Consider the following 18,384-nt stretch of genomic DNA (forward strand, 5'->3'; position numbering starts at 1 on the left):
GAAGCTAAATTTAGCTTCCTTTTTACTTTTTAATACTATAAAATTTCTTTTTCATAGTCTAGTAATCTGTTAATTATTTGCTCAGCCATATTATCTACTTCTTTAAAATCCATATTTTGAACATAAAAATATTCCAATTTATCATGTACATTCTTAAAATTGGAGAGACTACCTAATCCGATATTTAATAGTTTATAGAAGGTATTTTTATCTTCTTCAATTTTACTTTCTACACTATCTAAATATTTTTGGTTTAGTAGATTATTCATGTCAATTTCTATACCATTAAATTTACCATTACTTATTTCATTAGAAGTTAGTAATACTGTGTTTAAATTAGGGATAATAATATGCTCTACTCTAGATGGAATCAATGGATCATGGAATACTTCTATAGAATAACCATTTCTCAACACTTCATTTTTAATATAGTTTAGTATGGTAGTTTTTCCGGTTCCAGGGCCACCTTTAAGAATATATATATTATCATCATTTTCATAGAGAGTATTTATATATGAAATTATGCCATTAGGAGTAAAAGCAGTAGCAAAGAAATGCCTTTCCTTTCCTAATCCTCCTATAGACTTCTTAATAATTTCATTCTTTAATTTTTCACTAAGAGAATTTAAAGCTACAATATCTAAAGCTTTTTTATTATGATAACTCCAGTCATCATGAATCATTCTAGCACTATTTATATAGGTAAAAGCTCTACTAAAAGTATATTTTATTTCAGAAGATATTTCGGCTATAGTATCTTTGTGTTTTGTTAATTCTTTTTCATTTAAGCAAACACCTAAATTTAGAATTTCATCTACAGCACCTGGAATATCAGGGTCATTCATGTGAGGAGCGGTACCATCAATTAAGGCTATGTTTAACTCTCTTATTTTAATTGCATCTAATGATTCATTATCTGAGGAACAATGAAAAAATTCAACGAAATAACCTTTATCTAAAAAAACTTTTGCTATTTTATACATTAATGAAGATTTACCAGTACCAGGGCCACCTTTTATATAAAAAATTCTCCTAGCTTCATCTGTAGGCATAATATATTGAAAGAAAGGATAAAAGCCTTGGGATGTATTGCTTCCAGGGAATAAATGTCTTTCTTTTTTACTCATAAAAATTCACACTCCATAATAAAAGAATCAATATATATTATGCAGAAGTGTGAATTTTGGTAACAAAATAAATTAAGTTGTTTTTTAAAGGAATTATATAAACTCTCTGTCTATTGTAATTATTGAATTATAGTTTGGATGAATTTTTTTTATATCTTTGTTTAATTGTTCTTGTATAGTATTTTGAAATTCTTCTGTAAGTGCTTGACTATAGTCTATAACTATATCAAAAATTAAATTTTTATTTTCGCCTTCTCCCACAATTCTAAAATCGTGAAAGGATTTAATCATTGAATAATTCTCCATTATCTTTTCTAATTCAGTTTTTGCAAAATTTACTTCCTCATCATTTGTATTTATAGGGTCCATATGAATAACTAATATTATATTTAATTTTGAGCTTAACTCTTTTTCAGCTCTATCTATGATTTCATGTATTTGCACTATGGACATACTATCTGGTACTTCGGCATGGATTGTAGCCATAAACCTTCCTGGGCCATAATTGTGTATTACTAAATCATGAACTCCTGTAATATATTTATAACTTAATACTCCACTTATAATTTTTTGCACTAGTTCCTCATCTGGGACTTCGCCTAGAATAGGATCTAATGTGTCTTTTATAAGAGAAAATCCTGAATACATTATAAATAAGGAGACAACTATACCAATATAGCCATCTACAGGAAATGAAGTCCATTTAGAGAGTATTAATGATAAAGCAACGCAGCTAGATGTGATTACATCACTTAGTGCGTCAAAAGAAGATGCTTGCAGCGCAGATGAATTAATTCTTTTACCAACATACTTATTAAATGAACTGAGCCATACTTTTACTCCTATAGATAAAAGTATTAATATAAATGGTATTAGTTGAAAATTTATTTGAACTGGGTTGGTAATTCGTGAATAAGATGATTTAACAAACTCAAAGCCAACCAATATTACCATAAAGGATACAATTAATCCAGAAATATATTCTATTCTTCCATGTCCAAATGGATGCTCTTTATCAGCTGGTTTAGAAGCTAGTTTAAATCCAAGCATTGTAATTAATGAAGAGGTTGCATCGGATAGATTGTTAAAAGCATCGGCAGTGACAGAAATACTGCTAGTTATCATTCCAACTACTAATTTAGTTATAAAAAGAATGGTATTGGATATTATTCCCACCAAACTGCCCAAGAAACCATAGTTATTTCGAACTTGTTCATTCTCTACATTATTATAATCCTTAACATAATGTTTTACTAAAAATTGTGAAAGCATTTTTAACACCCTTTTCTAATAAAGTTGATAGTTACTATTTATAATTGATGAACTGAGCTATCAATGTAAATTATTATTTTTTATAATATCAATTGTTAATTATTATAACATATTTTGTGGAAAATATTATTAAATAGTTTTACTATAATATTGTAAGAGGCATGTTTGAAAGCGTTAGATAAGTATGGTATTCTAGTTATAAACAGAGCTCTTGGTTTCAGAGTGGATTTTTACTCTCTCTGAAGCTTAGAAATCATAGATGTTCTTTACTCATACTTTGAAGAAGATGGGATTATTAGAGCAGATAAAATATAAAATTTAGAAATGAGAGGGATAATGTTATGAAAGAAAAGTTAAAATTAGCAGAAGAACTTATAGATTTTATATATGATAGTCCTACAGCATTTCATGCTGTTGAAACTGTGGAAAAAGTATTGTCTAATTGTGGTTTTAAAGAATTAAAAGAAAGTGATAAATGGAATTTAACAAAGAAAGGGAAATACTATACAAAGAAAAATAATTCAGCAATTGTGGCTTTTGTGATGGGGAATGATAGTGTAGTAGAAAATGGATTTAAAATAATAGGTTCTCATACAGATTCTCCAACATTTAGAATAAAGCCTAATCCACATATAATATGTGAAGGAGGATATTTAAAATTAAATACTGAAGTTTATGGAGGTCCAATATTAAATACATGGTTAGACAGACCATTAGCTATAGCAGGTAGAGTTGTATTAAAGAGCGAAAATATCATGAATCCAGAAGAAAGATTAATTAATATTAATAAGCCTTTACTAGTTATACCTAATCTAGCTATACATATGAATAGAGAAGTAAATAAAGGTGTGGAACTTAATCCACAAAAACACACATTACCATTAATGGGTATTGTTAATGAAACTATGGAAAAAAATAATTATCTTTTAAATATATTAGGGAAAGAATTAGAAGTTAATACTGAAGATATAATTGATTTTGATTTATTTTTGTATGAATATGAAAAAGGTTGTATTATGGGAATGAATAATGAATTTATATCTTCTTCTAGATTAGATGATTTAGCTATGGTACATGCGTCCTTAAAGGCATTGGTACAGTGTAAAGCTACAAAGGGGACTAATGTATTAGTTGCTTTTGATAATGAGGAAGTAGGAAGTTCAACAAAACAAGGAGCAGATTCCATAATGCTTTCTAGTATTTTAGAAAGAATAGTAGAAAAAGAGGAAAGTGGCAAAGAGGCTTATTTTAGAGCATTATCTAAATCATTTATTATATCTTCAGATTTAGCTCATGCAGTACACCCTAATTCACCAGAAAAAGCTGATCCAGTAAATAGGCCTATGATTAATAAAGGTCCTGTAATTAAAATAAGTGCAAGACAAAGCTATACTTCTGATAGTTTTTCTTCTGCAATTTATGAGCAGATATGTAAGAAAGCAAATGTACCTATGCAAAGATTTGTAAATCGTTCAGATGAAAGAGGAGGATCTACAATAGGACCTATATCTTCAACTCATATAAATATACCATCAGTAGATATTGGAACAGCAGTACTTGGAATGCATTCCATAAGAGAGCTTGGAGGAGTAGATGATCATTTTTATATAACAGAGTCTTTTAAAGAATTCTATAATTTATAGTTTATTTTGATAATTATTTTATTTAGTATTCTATTGAAATAATTGCAATGTTGTGTTAAACTAATTTCAATAATTTAATAAATTAAAGTTTACCTGAGGTAGAGGTGCTGTAATTAATAGTACTTATTTGGAGCCGCCGGGCAATGAGAATAAGGAAAGGAATTATAGCCGAAGAAAATAATGAGGGAAATTATTTTCTGGCTTTGCGCAAAATATGTGTAAGGCTGTCACTAATTATTGTGGAGAGCTACAGAGGCACAAAAGTTGTTTATATAATGCAGCTAAAAGTGTACCTTTTAGTTGCATTTGTTTTTTATCTCATGATTACTCCCTCTGAAGCTTAGAAATCTGTTTGTTTAATAAATACTATGATTAAAATGAAAAGGAGATGGAGATATGAATTTGTTTGGTTCTACGAAGGTTATAGATAATAATTTATATATAGGTGGAGTAAATTGTGTTGAGTTAGGAAATAAATATGGAACTCCATTATATGTATTTGATGAAGAGTTAATAAGAAATAACTGTAGGGATTACTATAATAATTTCAAAGTTAAAGAATTAGGAAATAAGGTAGCTTATGCGGGAAAAGCATTTTTAACTGTTGCTATGTGCCAAATAATTAAAGAAGAAGGTTTGTATTTGGATGTAGTTTCAGGAGGGGAATTATATACAGCAATGAAAGCATCTTTCCCTATGGAGAGAATATACTTTCATGGAAATAATAAAACTTTAGAAGAAATTGAAATGGGAATAAAATTGGGCGTTGGAAGATTTGTTGTAGATAATTTTTATGAAATAAGAAAAATAAATGAAATAGCAAAGGAAAATGGAGTAACCCAAAAGGTGCTTTTAAGAATAACTCCAGGAATAGAAGCTCATACTCATGATTATATTAAAACAGGACAAATAGATTCAAAGTTTGGATTTACTTTATTGGAAAATGAAACTTTAAGAGCGGCGGAGCAATGTATTAAATCATCTAATATAGATTTAGTAGGTCTTCACTGCCACATAGGTTCTCAAATATTTGAAACTACTCCTTACGAAGAAGAAGTGGATATAATGTTGTCTATAATAAAAGAAATAAAAGACAAATTGAACTATGAATTAAAGGAATTAGACTTAGGAGGAGGTTTTGGTATATTCTATAAAGAAGGAGATTTACCAAAAGCTACAGAAGAATATTGCAATGCCATTTTAGATAGAGCATTATATAAATCTGAAGAACTTAATATGAAACTACCTTGTTTAACAATAGAACCGGGAAGATCTATTGTAGGAAATGCAGGTATAACACTGTATTCTGTAGGCTCAATTAAAGAGATACCAGAAGTAAGAAAATATGTATCTGTAGATGGTGGAATGACAGACAATATTAGACCAGCTCTTTATAATGCTGAGTATGAATGTTTGCTGGCTAACAATGTTGAAAATAAGGAAAAACAATGCATAACTATAAGTGGAAAGTGTTGTGAATCTGGAGATATTTTAATAAAAGATGTGAATATACCAGAATGTCATAGTGGAGATATTTTAGCCATTCTTACTACTGGAGCATATGGATATTCTATGTGTAGTAATTATAATAAAATTTTGAAGCCAGCAGTTGTATTTGTAAAAGATGGAGAATCAAAATTAATATGTAAGAGACAAAGTTATGAAGAATTAATACAAAATGAATTATTATTATAATATTAAAGAGAATTACTTAGGTAATTCTCTTTAATATTTTTTTATATTCTTGGAAATAATAATCTAAGCAATTCATTTAGCAAATGGAAAGGATGGATTATTATGCTTTACTACGGGATTTTGGCTATTTTTATTTTGAGTATACTAATTATATTTGTTATTTATAAATATATTCATAACAAAAGTGAATATGAAGATGATTTTGAACTTATTTATGGAAACAATAAGGAAAATAATAGAGAAGAAATAGAACAATGCCCATACAACAATAAAAGTAAAAGCATTAAAGCAAAGATTAAGATTATGAAAAGTCTGGATAAAGGTTATAGAAATATTATAGAGAGTTATGATTACATAAATAATGAAGCAAAAAATAAAAAAGAGATAGTTTCAGCAGGAGAATGGCTTTTGGACAATTTGTATTTGGTTCAAAAGGAATATAAAAATGTAAAGGGAACCATGAACAAAAGTTATTATGATAATTTACCTATAATATGCAAAGGAGTAATGAAAGGGTATCCAAGAATATACTATATTGCAAAGAAAATAGTACATATAACTGATGGAAAAATAAATAAAGAAAATATAGAGGAATTTATAGATGAATATCAAAAGCATACAATTCTTACGAGTGGAGAAATATGGGCTTTACCTAATATGCTGAAAATAGCTTTAATACAAAATATAAGTAAGGTAACAGGCAGTATAGCATATGCTCAAAGGGAAAAAAACAAAGGGGAAAATTTAGGTGATAGATTAATACAATGTTCAGATAATAGGAAAAATTTAGAAAAAATATTTGAAGAGAAATATAATTTTAATCCTTATTTTACTGAAAGGTTATTAAGAGTATTAAGGGATAGTGCAGTAGAAAATGTAGAAATATACAAATGGATTGATGAAAATTTAGACATGAAGGAGACTAATACAAGAAGAATAACAATATTAGAACATCAAAAGCAGGCTATTTTTAGAATGATTATGGGAAATAGTATAACAGGCATAAGAGAAATTTCTTCATTTAATTGGCAAGAGCCTTTTGAAAGGCTAAGTTGTTTAGAACAAGTATTAAGAAAAGATCCAGCTAATGTATATAGTAAAATGGATTTTGCATCAAGGGATCATTATAGACATGAAATAGAGAAATTAGCTAGGTATATGAAATTAGGAGAAACCTTTGTAGCTAAAAAGGCTATAGAATGTGCTGAAGAATCACAGAATATAAAGGATAGACCATATCTTAAACATATAGGATATTATATTATTGATGATGGTATAGATTGTTTGAAGAAGAAAATAGGTTTTAAAGATAAGTGGGCAAAAAACATTAAAAATGCAAATGACCATATAAAAGTAAATTGCTATATAAGAGTTATAACTTTAGTTACTATAGCTATTTCCGCTATAATAGCGTACATAAATTTGTTTGACGATTATAACATAGCTTCAAGGCAATACATTATAGGATTTCTAATCCTTTTTATACCTGTTAGTGAAATAATTATATCTATAACTAATTGGAGTATAAATCATCTAACAAAGCTTAGTTTTATACCAAAATTGGAGTTTAAGGAAGGCATACCAGAAGAATATAGTTCTTTAGTAGTAATTCCAACCTTATTGAATAATAAAAAAAGAGTAGAAGAACTCATAAAGGATTTGGAAGTGCATTATTTAGCTAATAATAGTGAAAATATTTATTATGCTATTTTAGGAGATTTTAAAGATAGTAAAAATCAATATGAAGATGAAGACGAAGAGATAGTACGATCTGGATTAGATGGTATTAGAGAATTGAATGAAAAGTATAAAAGAGATGGGAAAGATATATTTTATTTTTTTAATAGATATAGACAATATAATGATAAAGAAGGTATATGGTTAGGGTGGGAACGAAAAAGAGGAAAATTGGTAGAATTTAATAATTTGATAAGGGGAGATAAAACCACAAGCTATGATGTTATAAGTGGTAATATAGAACCTTTGTATAAGACTAAATATGTTATTACATTAGATGCAGATACTAAGCTTCCAAGGGATAGTGCTAAAAAGCTAATAGGAGCTATGGCTCACGAACTAAATAAACCTTATATAGATAAAGAAAGAAAAGTAGTAGTTAGAGGTCATGGCTTGATGCAGCCAAGAATAAGTGTTGCAATAAATAGTGCTAATAAAACCCTGTTCTCTAAAATTTTTTCGGGTGAGGCAGGTATAGACCTGTATACTACAGCGGTATCAGATGTTTATCAGGATCTATTTGATGAGGGAATATTTACAGGAAAAGGCATATATGATATAGATGCATTTAATTTTATGCTTAAAGATGAAATACCTGAGAATACGGTGCTAAGTCATGACTTATTGGAAGGATCTTATGTAAGAGCGGCACTATTAACTGATGTAGAATTAATTGATGGATATCCTGCTTATTATAATGCTAGTTCAAAGAGATTACATAGATGGGTAAGAGGGGATTGGCAACTACTTCATTGGATTACTAAAAAGAATTCATTAAATAAGTTATCTAAATGGAAAATGATAGATAATTTGAGAAGAAGTTTAATTGCACCTTCTATTATAGTGCTAATTATTGTATCTTTAATGTTGTTTTCATCACCAGATAAATGGCTTGTAGTAGCTTTTATAGCATTATTAGCACCTATGTTATTTAGTGTTTCGGAATCTGTTATAACTCCCATAAAAGGCATAAGTTTATCTGGAAAGGTTTATAGCTGGCAAATAGGAGTAGAACAGTTTTTTTTAATTTTTGCTTTTTTGCCATATCAAGCTTATTTAATGTTAGATGCTATATTTAGAACTTTGTATAGGGTTTATATAAGTAAAAAGCATCTTTTAGAATGGCAAACTGCTGCCGATGTAGAAGCTAAATCTGGCAAGAAGTTAAAAAATTATATTCAATCTATGTGGATTGGAAGTGCTATTTCCCTGGTTATGGGACTTTTAGCATTTTATAGATCAACTAGTATAGGATTTATAATGTTACCTTCATGCATAGTATGGTTTTTAAGCCCTTACATAGCATATTTCATAAGTAAAGAGAGAGGAGAGAATATTGAGATCCTAAGTGAAGAGGAAATAAGTCTACTTAGAAGAATTAGTAGGAAGACATGGGCTTATTTCGAGGATTTCAATAATGAAGAAAATAATTGGTTAGCTCCAGATAACTATCAAGTATATCCGGAAAATGGAGTAGCTTATAGAACTTCTCCAACGAATATAGGTATGGGGCTTACTTCTAATATTTGTGCTTTCGATTTGGGTTATATAGATTTATGGGAATGTGTAGATAGGATAAATAAAACATTAAATACAATGGAGGAATTAGAAAAGTATAATGGACATTTTTATAATTGGTATAACACTAAAAGTAAAGAGCCTCTTTATCCTAAATATGTATCTACAGTAGATAGTGGAAATCTGTTAGGTTATTTGTGGCTAATACATGAGTTTATGGAAGAGTTTCAAGAAAGTCCAGTTGTAAATATGAATATAAATGAGGGACTAATAGATTTATTAAGGTTATGTAATGAGGAGTTGGAAAGTACAGGTGGCATTAATTATGATATCAATATTAAAGAATTGAAAGATTGGGATGGAAATATAAAGAATTTAATAAAAATTTTAAGGGACATAAGAAAGTCTACAGAGGTTATTAATAAAAGTGTAGAAAAAGAAAAGTTATACTGGCATAGGAAGTTAATAAGTACATTAGATAAATGGTTAAATAATATTTATAATGAATTTCCTTGGGTTAATTTATTGGATAATAAAGATGTGGTATTAGGTATAAAATATAATAACGAAGTTAATTTAATAAATAAGCTAGAGTGTATACCAACAGATGAAAGTATAAAAGATTTAATTAATACACTTACAGATATAGAAAATAAGTTAGGAAATATAGATATAAATAAGGACGAAAAATTAAAAAAGTTATACTCAGCCATAGTTAATGGGAAACAACAAATAAACAAGGTTTATAAGGTCATAGAGAAAATTAAGTTCCGTATAGATGAAATTAGTAACAAAATGGATTTTAAAATGCTTTTCCATGAACCTAAGCATTTATTTTCTATAGGCTATGATGTAGAAAGGAGAAGAATAGATAATTGCTATTATGATTTATTAGCATCTGAAGCTAGGCAGGCAAGTTTTGTAGCTGTAGCTAAAGGAGATATAGAACAATCTCATTGGTTTAGTCTAGGAAGATACTTAACTTCGATTAATAGAAATAAGGGATTAGTTTCATGGAGCGGAACTATGTTTGAGTATTTGATGCCATTGCTTATAATGAAGAAATATCCTAATACGCTATTAAGCTTAACATATGATTTTGTTGTTGAAAGTCAGAAATTTTATGGGAGGGCAAAAAAGGTACCTTGGGGAATATCTGAATCGGCTTTTTATGCTTTTGATGTAAATTTAAATTATCAATATAAGGCGTTTGGTGTACCTGGAGTGGGATTAAAAAGAGGGCTATCAAATGAATTAGTAGTATCTCCATATTCCACTATAATGGCATTACAAGTAAAAAAGAAGGATTCTATCCAAAATATTAGAGCTATGATTGAAAAAGGTTTTGAAGGAAGATATGGTTTATATGAAGCAATAGATTATACTAAGGAAAGGTTACCTAAAGGTAAAGATTTTGTCTTAATAAAATCTTTTATGGTACATCATGAAGGTATGAGTCTTATGTCTTTGGATAATGTGTTAAACAACAATATATTACAAGAAAGGTTTCATAGAGATGCAAGAGTAAAGGCGACAGAATTGTTACTTCAGGAAAAGGTACCAAACTTAGTAGTATATGATAGAGAAGAAGATTTTAATGAAAAGATATTTGTAAATGACAAGAATATAAGTATGGTAAGAAAGTTCCATACTGGAAAAACAACTTATCCAGAAACTCATCTATTATCTAATGGAAGCTACTCTATTATGCTTACCAATAGTGGTAGTGGATACAGCAAAAAAGATAATATGATGATATACAGATGGAAGGAAGATGTAACTAATGATAATACGGGAGCTTTCTTTTATATTAAAAATTTAAATTCTAATGAGTATTGGAGTAATACTTATCAACCTTGTAAATATGAAGGAGATAAGTATGAAGTGAACTTTTCTGTTGATAAGGCAGAATTTAGAAGAGTAGATGGAAATATAAAAACTATTACAGAAATAGCTGTTTCAAATGAGGACGATGGGGAAGTAAGAAAAATTATATTGACTAATAATAGTGATAGTATCCGAGAAATAGAAATAACTAGCTACTGTGAAGTTACGTTAACAGGTTATAGTTCAGACTTGGTTCATCCAGCTTTTAGTAATCTATTTATAAAAACAGAGTATGTGGAAGATCCTCTATGTTTATTAGCATATAGGAGAAAGAGACAGAAAGAGGGAAAAGAGCCTTGGGTTATGCAAACTGTTATAGGAGACGAGAAAGTCATTGGTAAAATTCAATATGAAACTAGTAGAGCAAATTTTATAGGGAGAAACAGAGATCTTAATAAGCCGGAGATTATGGAAAAGGATTCTCCTTTAACTAATACTGAAGGGGCAGTACTAGATCCCATATTAAGTATTAGAATAAGGGTGAAAATGCCACCAAAGGAAACTTGTAAGATAGCATATATTACAGCAGTAGGAGAAAGTAAAGAAGATGTTATAAGACTTGCAAGAAAATATAGAGATTGGAACAATGTCAATAGAGTATTTGAACTTGCATGGACACAAAGTCAAGTTGAAACTAGATATTTAGGTATTAATTCATCCATTTGCAACTTATATCAAAGTATGGCTTCTAAGGTTATATTTTTAAATGATACTTTTAAAGAAAGAGAAGAATATATTAAAAATATAAATAAAGATCAATCAGCGTTATGGCCTTATGGCATATCTGGAGATTTGCCTATTGTTATAGTATTACTTAGAAAAGAGGAAGATATAGAAATAGCCAGACAAATGTTAAAGGCACATGAATATTGGAGTTTAAAAGGACTAAAAGTAGATTTAATAATGATAAATCTAGAAAATACTTCTTATATTCAAGCGTTACAGGAGGCTATTAGAGATTTAATTTTATCAAGTCATGCTAGAGATAAGGAAAATAGAGCAGGTGGGGTCTTCTGTTATAATAAATCTACTATGACAGAAGAAGATATTAAATTTATTATTTCTATAGGGAGATTAATTATAGATCCTGAAAAGGGGAGTATTAATGCTCAACTAAGAAGAAAGGAAAGTTTGGAATATAATGAGGATGCTTTAAATTGTTCAAAGTTAGAGTTTAAAGAAAAAAATATTAAGTTAGATATACCAAAACTTAATTACTTTAATAGCTTGGGTGGATTTAATGATGAGGGAGATAAATATATAATTATATTGGATAATTATAAGAATACACCTGCACCATGGATTAATGTTATATCTAATGGAAACTTTGGATTTCACATTTCAGAAAATGGAGTATCCTATACTTGGTACAAAAATAGTAGAGAAAATAAAGTAACTACTTGGTCTAATGATCCTATTAAAGATAGTGAAGCAGAAGAATTATATATAAGAGATGAAGTAAGTGGAGAAATTTGGAGCATATCACCTAAACCAATTAGGGATGGGGGGAAATATATAATAGAGCACAGCTATGGATATTCTAATTTTAAACATAAAGCTTATGGAATAATGGGGGAACTAACTGTATTTGCAGCGATTGAAGATAGTGTAAAAATATGTATTGTAAAATTAACAAATAATACAGATATAGAAAGAAAACTATCACTTACTTATTATGCACAGCTTGTATTAGGTGTTGTGCCTCAGCAAACAGCTCAATATATCTCAACTTATGTAGACAAGGAAAAGGAGTATATGTATGCACAAAATCCTTATAGCAGTAGTTTCGGAAATTTAGTAGCATATTTAAAGGTGGCTGGAGGAGAGGATATATCTTTTACAGGAAATAGAGGGGACTTTATTGGTAAAGAGGGATTTATTGAAAATCCTCAGGCACTTAAGAAAGTAAGACTTTCAGGTTCTGTTGGAGCTGGTCTAGATCCATGTATGGCTATAAATAGTAAAGTAATATTAAAACCTGATGAAGAAAAGTATATAGTAGTACTTTTAGGAGAAGATGAAAATATTAATAGAATCCATAGTGTTATTGAAAGATATAGTGATATAGAAAAAGTACTAAGAGAATTAGAACAGGTTAAAGACTATTGGAGAGATAAGTTAGGAAAGATACAAATAGAAACACCAGATAAGACTATGGATATAATAGTAAATGGGTGGTTAATGTATCAAGTTATAGCTTGTAGATATTGGGCAAGAACAGCATTTTATCAATCTGGAGGTGCTTATGGTTTTAGAGATCAGCTGCAGGATTCTTTAGCTATATCATACATAGAACCACAATATACAAGAAATCAAATATTATATAGTGCCTCAAGGCAGTTTGTGGAAGGGGATGTACAACATTGGTGGCATCCTGTAGTAGATAGTGGAATAAGAACAAGATTTTCTGATGATCTTCTTTGGCTTCCATATGTTACTACACAGTATATTAATAATACAGGAGATTATAGTATATTAGATGATGTGGTTCCATATTTAGAAGATGAACCTCTTAAAGAAGGAGAAGACGAGAGATATAATATAGCTAGGAAATCTGATAAAGCTGGTAGCATATATGAACACTGTATAAAAGCTATAGATAGATCTCTTAAATTTGGAGAGCATAATATTCCTCTTATGGGATCTGGAGATTGGAATGATGGAATGAGCACTGTAGGCAATGAAGGTAAAGGAGAAAGCGTGTGGGTTGGATGGTTCTTGTATACCATATTAAAAGATTTTATAAATATATGCAATTTTAAAAAAGATAAAGATAAAGAAGAAAAATACAATGAAATGTTGAAATTCATTATAGAAAATATTGAAAGAAATGCTTGGGATGGGAATTGGTATAGAAGAGCATATTTTGATGATGGAACTCCATTAGGTTCTTCGGAAAATGATGAAGCACAAATAGACTCTTTATCTCAATCTTGGGCGGTAATATCAGGAGGAGGAAGAGAAAGCAGGGCAAAAGAAGCAATGATGTCTGTAGAAAGATATCTTGTAAAATATGATAAGGGATTAGTTAAGCTATTGACTCCAGCCTTTGATAAATCTTCCTTAGAGCCGGGATATATAAAAGGATATGTGCCGGGCGTTAGAGAAAATGGGGGCCAATATACTCATGCTACTGTATGGTATATATTAGCTTTAACTATGCTAGGGTTTAATGATAAGGCATGGAATATATTTAATATGATTAATCCTATAAATCATACTGGTTCGTATTTAGACTGCCAAAGATTTAAGGTAGAACCATATGTAATTACAGCAGATGTTTATGCTGTTGAACCACATGTAGGAAGGGGAGGATGGAGCTGGTATACAGGTGCAGCGGGCTGGATGTACACTACAGCTATTACTGGTATATTAGGATTTAAACTAGTTAAAGACAAAGGATTTACTATTAGACCTAATATACCAAAGTCTTGGGATGGATTTAAAATGACTTATAGAAGAGAGAAATGCGTATACAATGTTAATGTAAGTAGAGGTAACGAAGAGTGTATAAAGTTAAATGGAGATATATTAAAAGATGATATAGTACCATTTTTAAGTGACGGAGATCATCAGGTTGAAGTTGTTATTAAATAGTCCATTAATAAAAGGAATCTCCTGTATTTTAGAAATACAGGAGATTCCTTTTATTAGAATAAATCATGTTCGTCCATATCTTTAGATGTATTGTCAAACTCCCAAGTAGCTATATTGTTGGATACTATTGGATCTCTTACATTGTCAGGTAATTTAGTATAATCTTTTTTGCCTTTGGAATAAGATTTTACTATCTTTTGATTAGCTTCTAAATAATCTCTCTCATTTGGACCATATGTTTTTGCCAAATAGATCACTCCTTACATAATTATAAATACTTTTATGTTTAGTATTTGATATTAGACAAATACTATTCTTATAGAGTAAAAAAATAAATAATAAGAGAAGTAATTTTAAAATTAGATAAAGAATTAATTATTGCCAGAAAACATTGTGGCTTATATGGATTATGGAATAAGTAACACTATTGACAAAAAATTTCATATATAATATGATATTAAGAAAGAAAATTATATTCAATGAAGGGAAGCAAGTAAGCTTAAAGACAGATTCACAGAGAGTTGTAGAGGGTGAGAATACAACAATAATGATTAAGCTGAATGGGTCCTAGAGAATCTAGATGAAAGTAAAGTAGTTTTAGACGTAATTCTCACGTTATAGAGAAAGGATATGTTAGATATATCCATTTTAAAAGAAGAAGTGTAAAATAAGCTTCTTGAATTTAGGTGGCACCGCGTCAGTTCGCCCTATGGTTTTTTACTATAGGGCTTTTTTATTTATATATAGGAAATTTAAAGATATCTAAGAATAAAATTTTTCAGATTACAGATAGCAGATTACAGATAATGATAAATTTTCTACATTATCTGTAATCTATACTTTGTCAACTGTGCTCTGAAAAAAGTATAGGGAGGTAATGAAAATGGAAGAAAATAAGAAGGTAATATTTAGTGGTATACAACCTTCAGGTAATTTAACTATAGGGAATTATTTTGGAGCAATAAAAAGCTGGGTTAAATTACAGGATGAGTATGATTGCTATTATTGTGTAGTAGACTTACATGCTATAACTGTAAAACAAGAGCCAAAAGAATTAAGAAGAAGAACTTTAGAAGTATTAGCTACGTATATCGCATGTGGAGTAGATCCGGATAAAAATACATTGTTTATTCAATCTCATGTGCCAGCACATAGTGAAGCAGCATGGCTTTTAAACTGCTATACCCATATTGGAGAGTTAAATAGAATGACTCAATTTAAGGATAAGTCTCAAAGGTATGGTGAATCTGTAAGTGTTGGTCTTTTAGATTATCCTGTTTTAATGGCAGCAGATATATTATTATATAATGCAGATTTAGTTCCAGTAGGAATTGACCAAAAACAACATTTAGAGTTATCTAGAGATATTGCTATTAGATTTAATAACACATATAGTCCAACTTTTAAAGTGCCTGATGGATACATGCCAAAGGCTGGAGCGAAAATAATGGATTTACAGAACCCAACTAAGAAAATGTCTAAGTCTTCAGATAACCCAAATAGCTATGTATTAATAATGGATCCACCAGATGTAATTAGAAAGAAATTAAGTAGAGCCGTTACAGATAGTATTGGTATAGTAAAATATACTGATGATCAACCAGGAATAAAAAATTTAATAAATATTTTGAGCACTGCTACAGGAAAAACTGCTGAAGAAATAGAAAGAGAATATGATGGCATAGGATATGCTAAATTTAAGAGTGATGTAGCAGAAGCAATAATAAGTGAAATTGAACCAGTACAGAAAAAAGTAAAAGAGTTATTGGAAAATAAAGATTACTTAGAATCCATATATAAAAATGGAGCAGATAAGGCTAATTATATAGCTGGAAAAATGCTTTCAAAAATGCAAAGAAAAATAGGATTTGTTCCAAGAGCTAGATAGCATAAGGCAGTTTAGTTATTTAACTAAACTGCTTATTTTTTACCTTTTAGGGCATTATAAATAGGGAAAACTTAGCATAATGATAAAATAAAATTTAACTTTAAATTTTTCTTAATATAATATTGAATGAGTTATCTATTATATTTAACTGTTAATTAAAAAGGTGTATAGCACTTTTTTAATTGACAGTTAAATATATAAAAGTTAAAATCATTGATGTATATAAATATAGTTGCGTATAAATATAAAAGAGGAGAGAGTATAGTGGAGGATTTAATAAGGGAAATAGAAAAGAGAAGAACATTTGCCATAATATCACACCCAGATGCTGGTAAGACTACGCTAACGGAAAAACTATTATTATATGGAGGCGCTATAAGACTTGCAGGATCAGTAAAAGCTAGAAAGGCTTCAAAACATGCAGTTTCTGACTGGATGGAAATAGAAAAACAAAGAGGAATTTCAGTAACCTCTTCTGTTATGCAATTTAACTATAATGGATATTGTATAAATATATTAGATACTCCTGGACACCAAGATTTCAGTGAAGATACATACAGAACTTTAATGGCAGCAGATAGTGCTGTTATGGTTATAGATGGAGCTAAAGGTGTAGAGGAACAAACAAAGAAGTTATTCCATGTATGTAGTTTAAGGGGAATTCCTGTTTTTACTTTTGTTAACAAAATGGATAGAGAAAGTAGAGATCCTTTTGAACTGATGGAAGAAATAGAAAATGTACTTGGTATAAGATCATATCCTGTTAATTGGCCTATAGGTTCCGGAGTTGATTTTAGGGGAGTTTATGATAGAAACAAAAACTTAATAGAAGTATTTGATGATGGAAATCATGGGCAAAATACTATAGAGTCTGTAGAAGGCAGTGTAGATGATCCTGTATTTAAAGATTTACTTGGTTCATCATTACATGACAAACTAATAGAAGATATAGAACTTTTAAATATAGCAGGGGATGAGTTTGATTTGGAAAAAGTTAGAAATGGGGAACTTACTCCAGTATTTTTTGGTAGTGCATTAACTAACTTTGGAGTAGAACCATTTCTAGAGCAGTTTTTAAATTTAACTACACCTCCATTAGCAAGACAATCAAATGTAGGAGAAATTGATACATTTTCAGAAGACTTTTCAGCCTTTGTATTTAAAATACAGGCTAACATGAATCCAGCCCATAGAGATAGAATAGCTTTTATGAGAATTTGTTCAGGAAAGTTCAAAAAGGGAATGGAAGTTTTTCATGTACAAGGCAATAGTAAAGTCAAGCTTGCACAACCTCAACAGTTTTTAGCTCAAGATAGGGAAATAGTAGAAGAAGCTTATGCAGGCGATATAATAGGTGTGTTTGATCCAGGTATTTTTAGAATAGGTGATACTTTATGTAAGGCTAATAATAAGTTTAGATTTGAAGGTATACCTACTTTTGCTCCAGAGCATTTTGCAAGGGTAAGAACAGTAGATACCATGAAAAGAAAACAATTTATAAAAGGTATTACTGAAATATCACAAGAAGGAGCAATACAGGTATTTAAGGAAATAAATATAGGTATTGAAGAAATAATTGTTGGTGTTGTAGGAATACTTCAGTTTGAAGTGCTTGAATATAGGATGAAGAATGAATACAATGTAGACATCAAAATGGAAAGACTTCCGTTTAGATATGTAAGATGGATAGAAAATGAGGATGTAGATGTCGACAGGTTGAGCATTACTAGTGATAGTAAAATAGTAAAAGATCTAAAAGATAGAAACCTTGTTCTTTTCCAAAGTGATTGGGCAATTAGCTGGGCATTAGATCATAATAAGGATATTGTATTATCAGATATAGGCAAAAGTGAAGAATAAACAACAAATAAAAAAACGTGTAAAATTTGAGGACACTAAAAAGTGCCATCAAATTTTACACGTTTTTTAGAGTACAGAGTATAGATGACAGAGTACAGAGAAGGAGGATTTTTCTCCATGTACGTTACGAAAAATTTTTAATTAGTCTTTAAAAGTTTAT

General features: G+C 29.6%; 8 protein-coding genes, 1 riboswitch and 1 other annotated feature. Of the genes, 5 read left to right on the forward strand and 3 right to left on the reverse strand.

Going from position 1 to position 18,384, the window contains the following annotated elements; genetic code table 11:
- Window positions 1–35: 35 nt before the first annotated feature.
- Both T514_RS0116665 and T514_RS0116670 read right to left on the reverse strand, forming a co-directional pair.
- Window positions 36–1,127, reverse strand: a complete 1,092-nt coding sequence (locus tag T514_RS0116665) for a PRK06851 family protein (protein WP_027625795.1) — start codon at window positions 1,125–1,127, stop codon at window positions 36–38.
- 93 nt (window positions 1,128–1,220) lie between these two features.
- A complete protein-coding gene (locus T514_RS0116670; RefSeq protein WP_027625796.1) occupies window positions 1,221–2,399 on the reverse strand; it encodes a cation diffusion facilitator family transporter in 1,179 nt (392 codons plus the stop codon).
- A 341-nt stretch (window positions 2,400–2,740) separates the two neighbouring features.
- Here T514_RS0116670 and T514_RS0116675 point away from each other — a divergent pair, with 341 nt between their 5' ends.
- The 3 genes from T514_RS0116675 (at window position 2,741) to T514_RS0116690 (ending at window position 14,476) form a co-directional block, all read left to right on the forward strand.
- A complete protein-coding gene (locus tag T514_RS0116675) occupies window positions 2,741–4,042 on the forward strand; it encodes a M18 family aminopeptidase (protein WP_027625797.1) in 1,302 nt (433 codons plus the stop codon).
- A gap of 91 nt (window positions 4,043–4,133) precedes the next feature.
- A riboswitch (Lysine riboswitch) is annotated at window positions 4,134–4,300 on the forward strand.
- 138 nt (window positions 4,301–4,438) lie between these two features.
- Entirely contained in the window at window positions 4,439–5,737 is a 1,299-nt protein-coding gene (gene lysA, locus T514_RS0116685; protein ID WP_027625799.1) for a diaminopimelate decarboxylase, read from the forward strand.
- Window positions 5,738–5,839: 102 nt separating this feature from the next.
- Window positions 5,840–14,476: a glycoside hydrolase family 94 protein gene (locus T514_RS0116690; protein ID WP_027625800.1), complete on the forward strand. Its 8,637-nt coding sequence runs from the start codon at window positions 5,840–5,842 to the stop codon at window positions 14,474–14,476.
- Between the two features lie 53 nt (window positions 14,477–14,529).
- Here the strand turns inward: T514_RS0116690 and T514_RS0116695 are convergent, their stop codons facing one another.
- Window positions 14,530–14,724 carry a hypothetical protein gene (locus T514_RS0116695; protein WP_027625801.1) on the reverse strand — a complete coding sequence of 65 codons (195 nt, stop codon included), beginning with the start codon at window positions 14,722–14,724 and terminating at the stop codon, window positions 14,530–14,532.
- Window positions 14,725–14,946: 222 nt separating this feature from the next.
- Window positions 14,947–15,189: a binding site (T-box leader), on the forward strand.
- Between the two features lie 170 nt (window positions 15,190–15,359).
- Between T514_RS0116695 and trpS the strand changes: the two genes are divergently transcribed.
- Together trpS and T514_RS0116705 are read left to right on the forward strand one after the other, a co-directional pair.
- Window positions 15,360–16,364, forward strand: a complete 1,005-nt coding sequence (gene trpS / locus T514_RS0116700) for a tryptophan--tRNA ligase (protein WP_027625802.1) — start codon at window positions 15,360–15,362, stop codon at window positions 16,362–16,364.
- 216 nt (window positions 16,365–16,580) lie between these two features.
- Window positions 16,581–18,224, forward strand: coding sequence for a peptide chain release factor 3 (locus tag T514_RS0116705; RefSeq protein ID WP_423219363.1), 1,644 nt, complete (start codon window positions 16,581–16,583; stop codon window positions 18,222–18,224).
- Window positions 18,225–18,384: the final 160 nt, after the last annotated feature.

Source organism: Clostridium lundense DSM 17049 (assembly GCF_000619945.1).
In the GTDB taxonomy this organism is placed as follows: domain Bacteria; phylum Bacillota; class Clostridia; order Clostridiales; family Clostridiaceae; genus Clostridium_AO; species Clostridium_AO lundense.

Excerpts from the sequence above, each read along its gene's own strand:
- T514_RS0116665 (WP_027625795.1), bottom strand. The coding sequence starts at position 1,127 with ATGAGTAAAAAAGAAAGACATTTATTCCCTGGAAGCAATACATCCCAA.
- T514_RS0116670 (WP_027625796.1), bottom strand. The coding sequence starts at position 2,399 with ATGCTTTCACAATTTTTAGTAAAACATTATGTTAAGGATTATAATAAT.
- T514_RS0116675 (WP_027625797.1), top strand. The coding sequence starts at position 2,741 with ATGAAAGAAAAGTTAAAATTAGCAGAAGAACTTATAGATTTTATATAT.
- lysA (WP_027625799.1), top strand. The coding sequence starts at position 4,439 with ATGAATTTGTTTGGTTCTACGAAGGTTATAGATAATAATTTATATATA.
- T514_RS0116690 (WP_027625800.1), top strand. The coding sequence starts at position 5,840 with ATGCTTTACTACGGGATTTTGGCTATTTTTATTTTGAGTATACTAATT.
- trpS (WP_027625802.1), top strand. The coding sequence starts at position 15,360 with ATGGAAGAAAATAAGAAGGTAATATTTAGTGGTATACAACCTTCAGGT.
- T514_RS0116705 (WP_423219363.1), top strand. The coding sequence starts at position 16,581 with ATGTATATAAATATAGTTGCGTATAAATATAAAAGAGGAGAGAGTATA.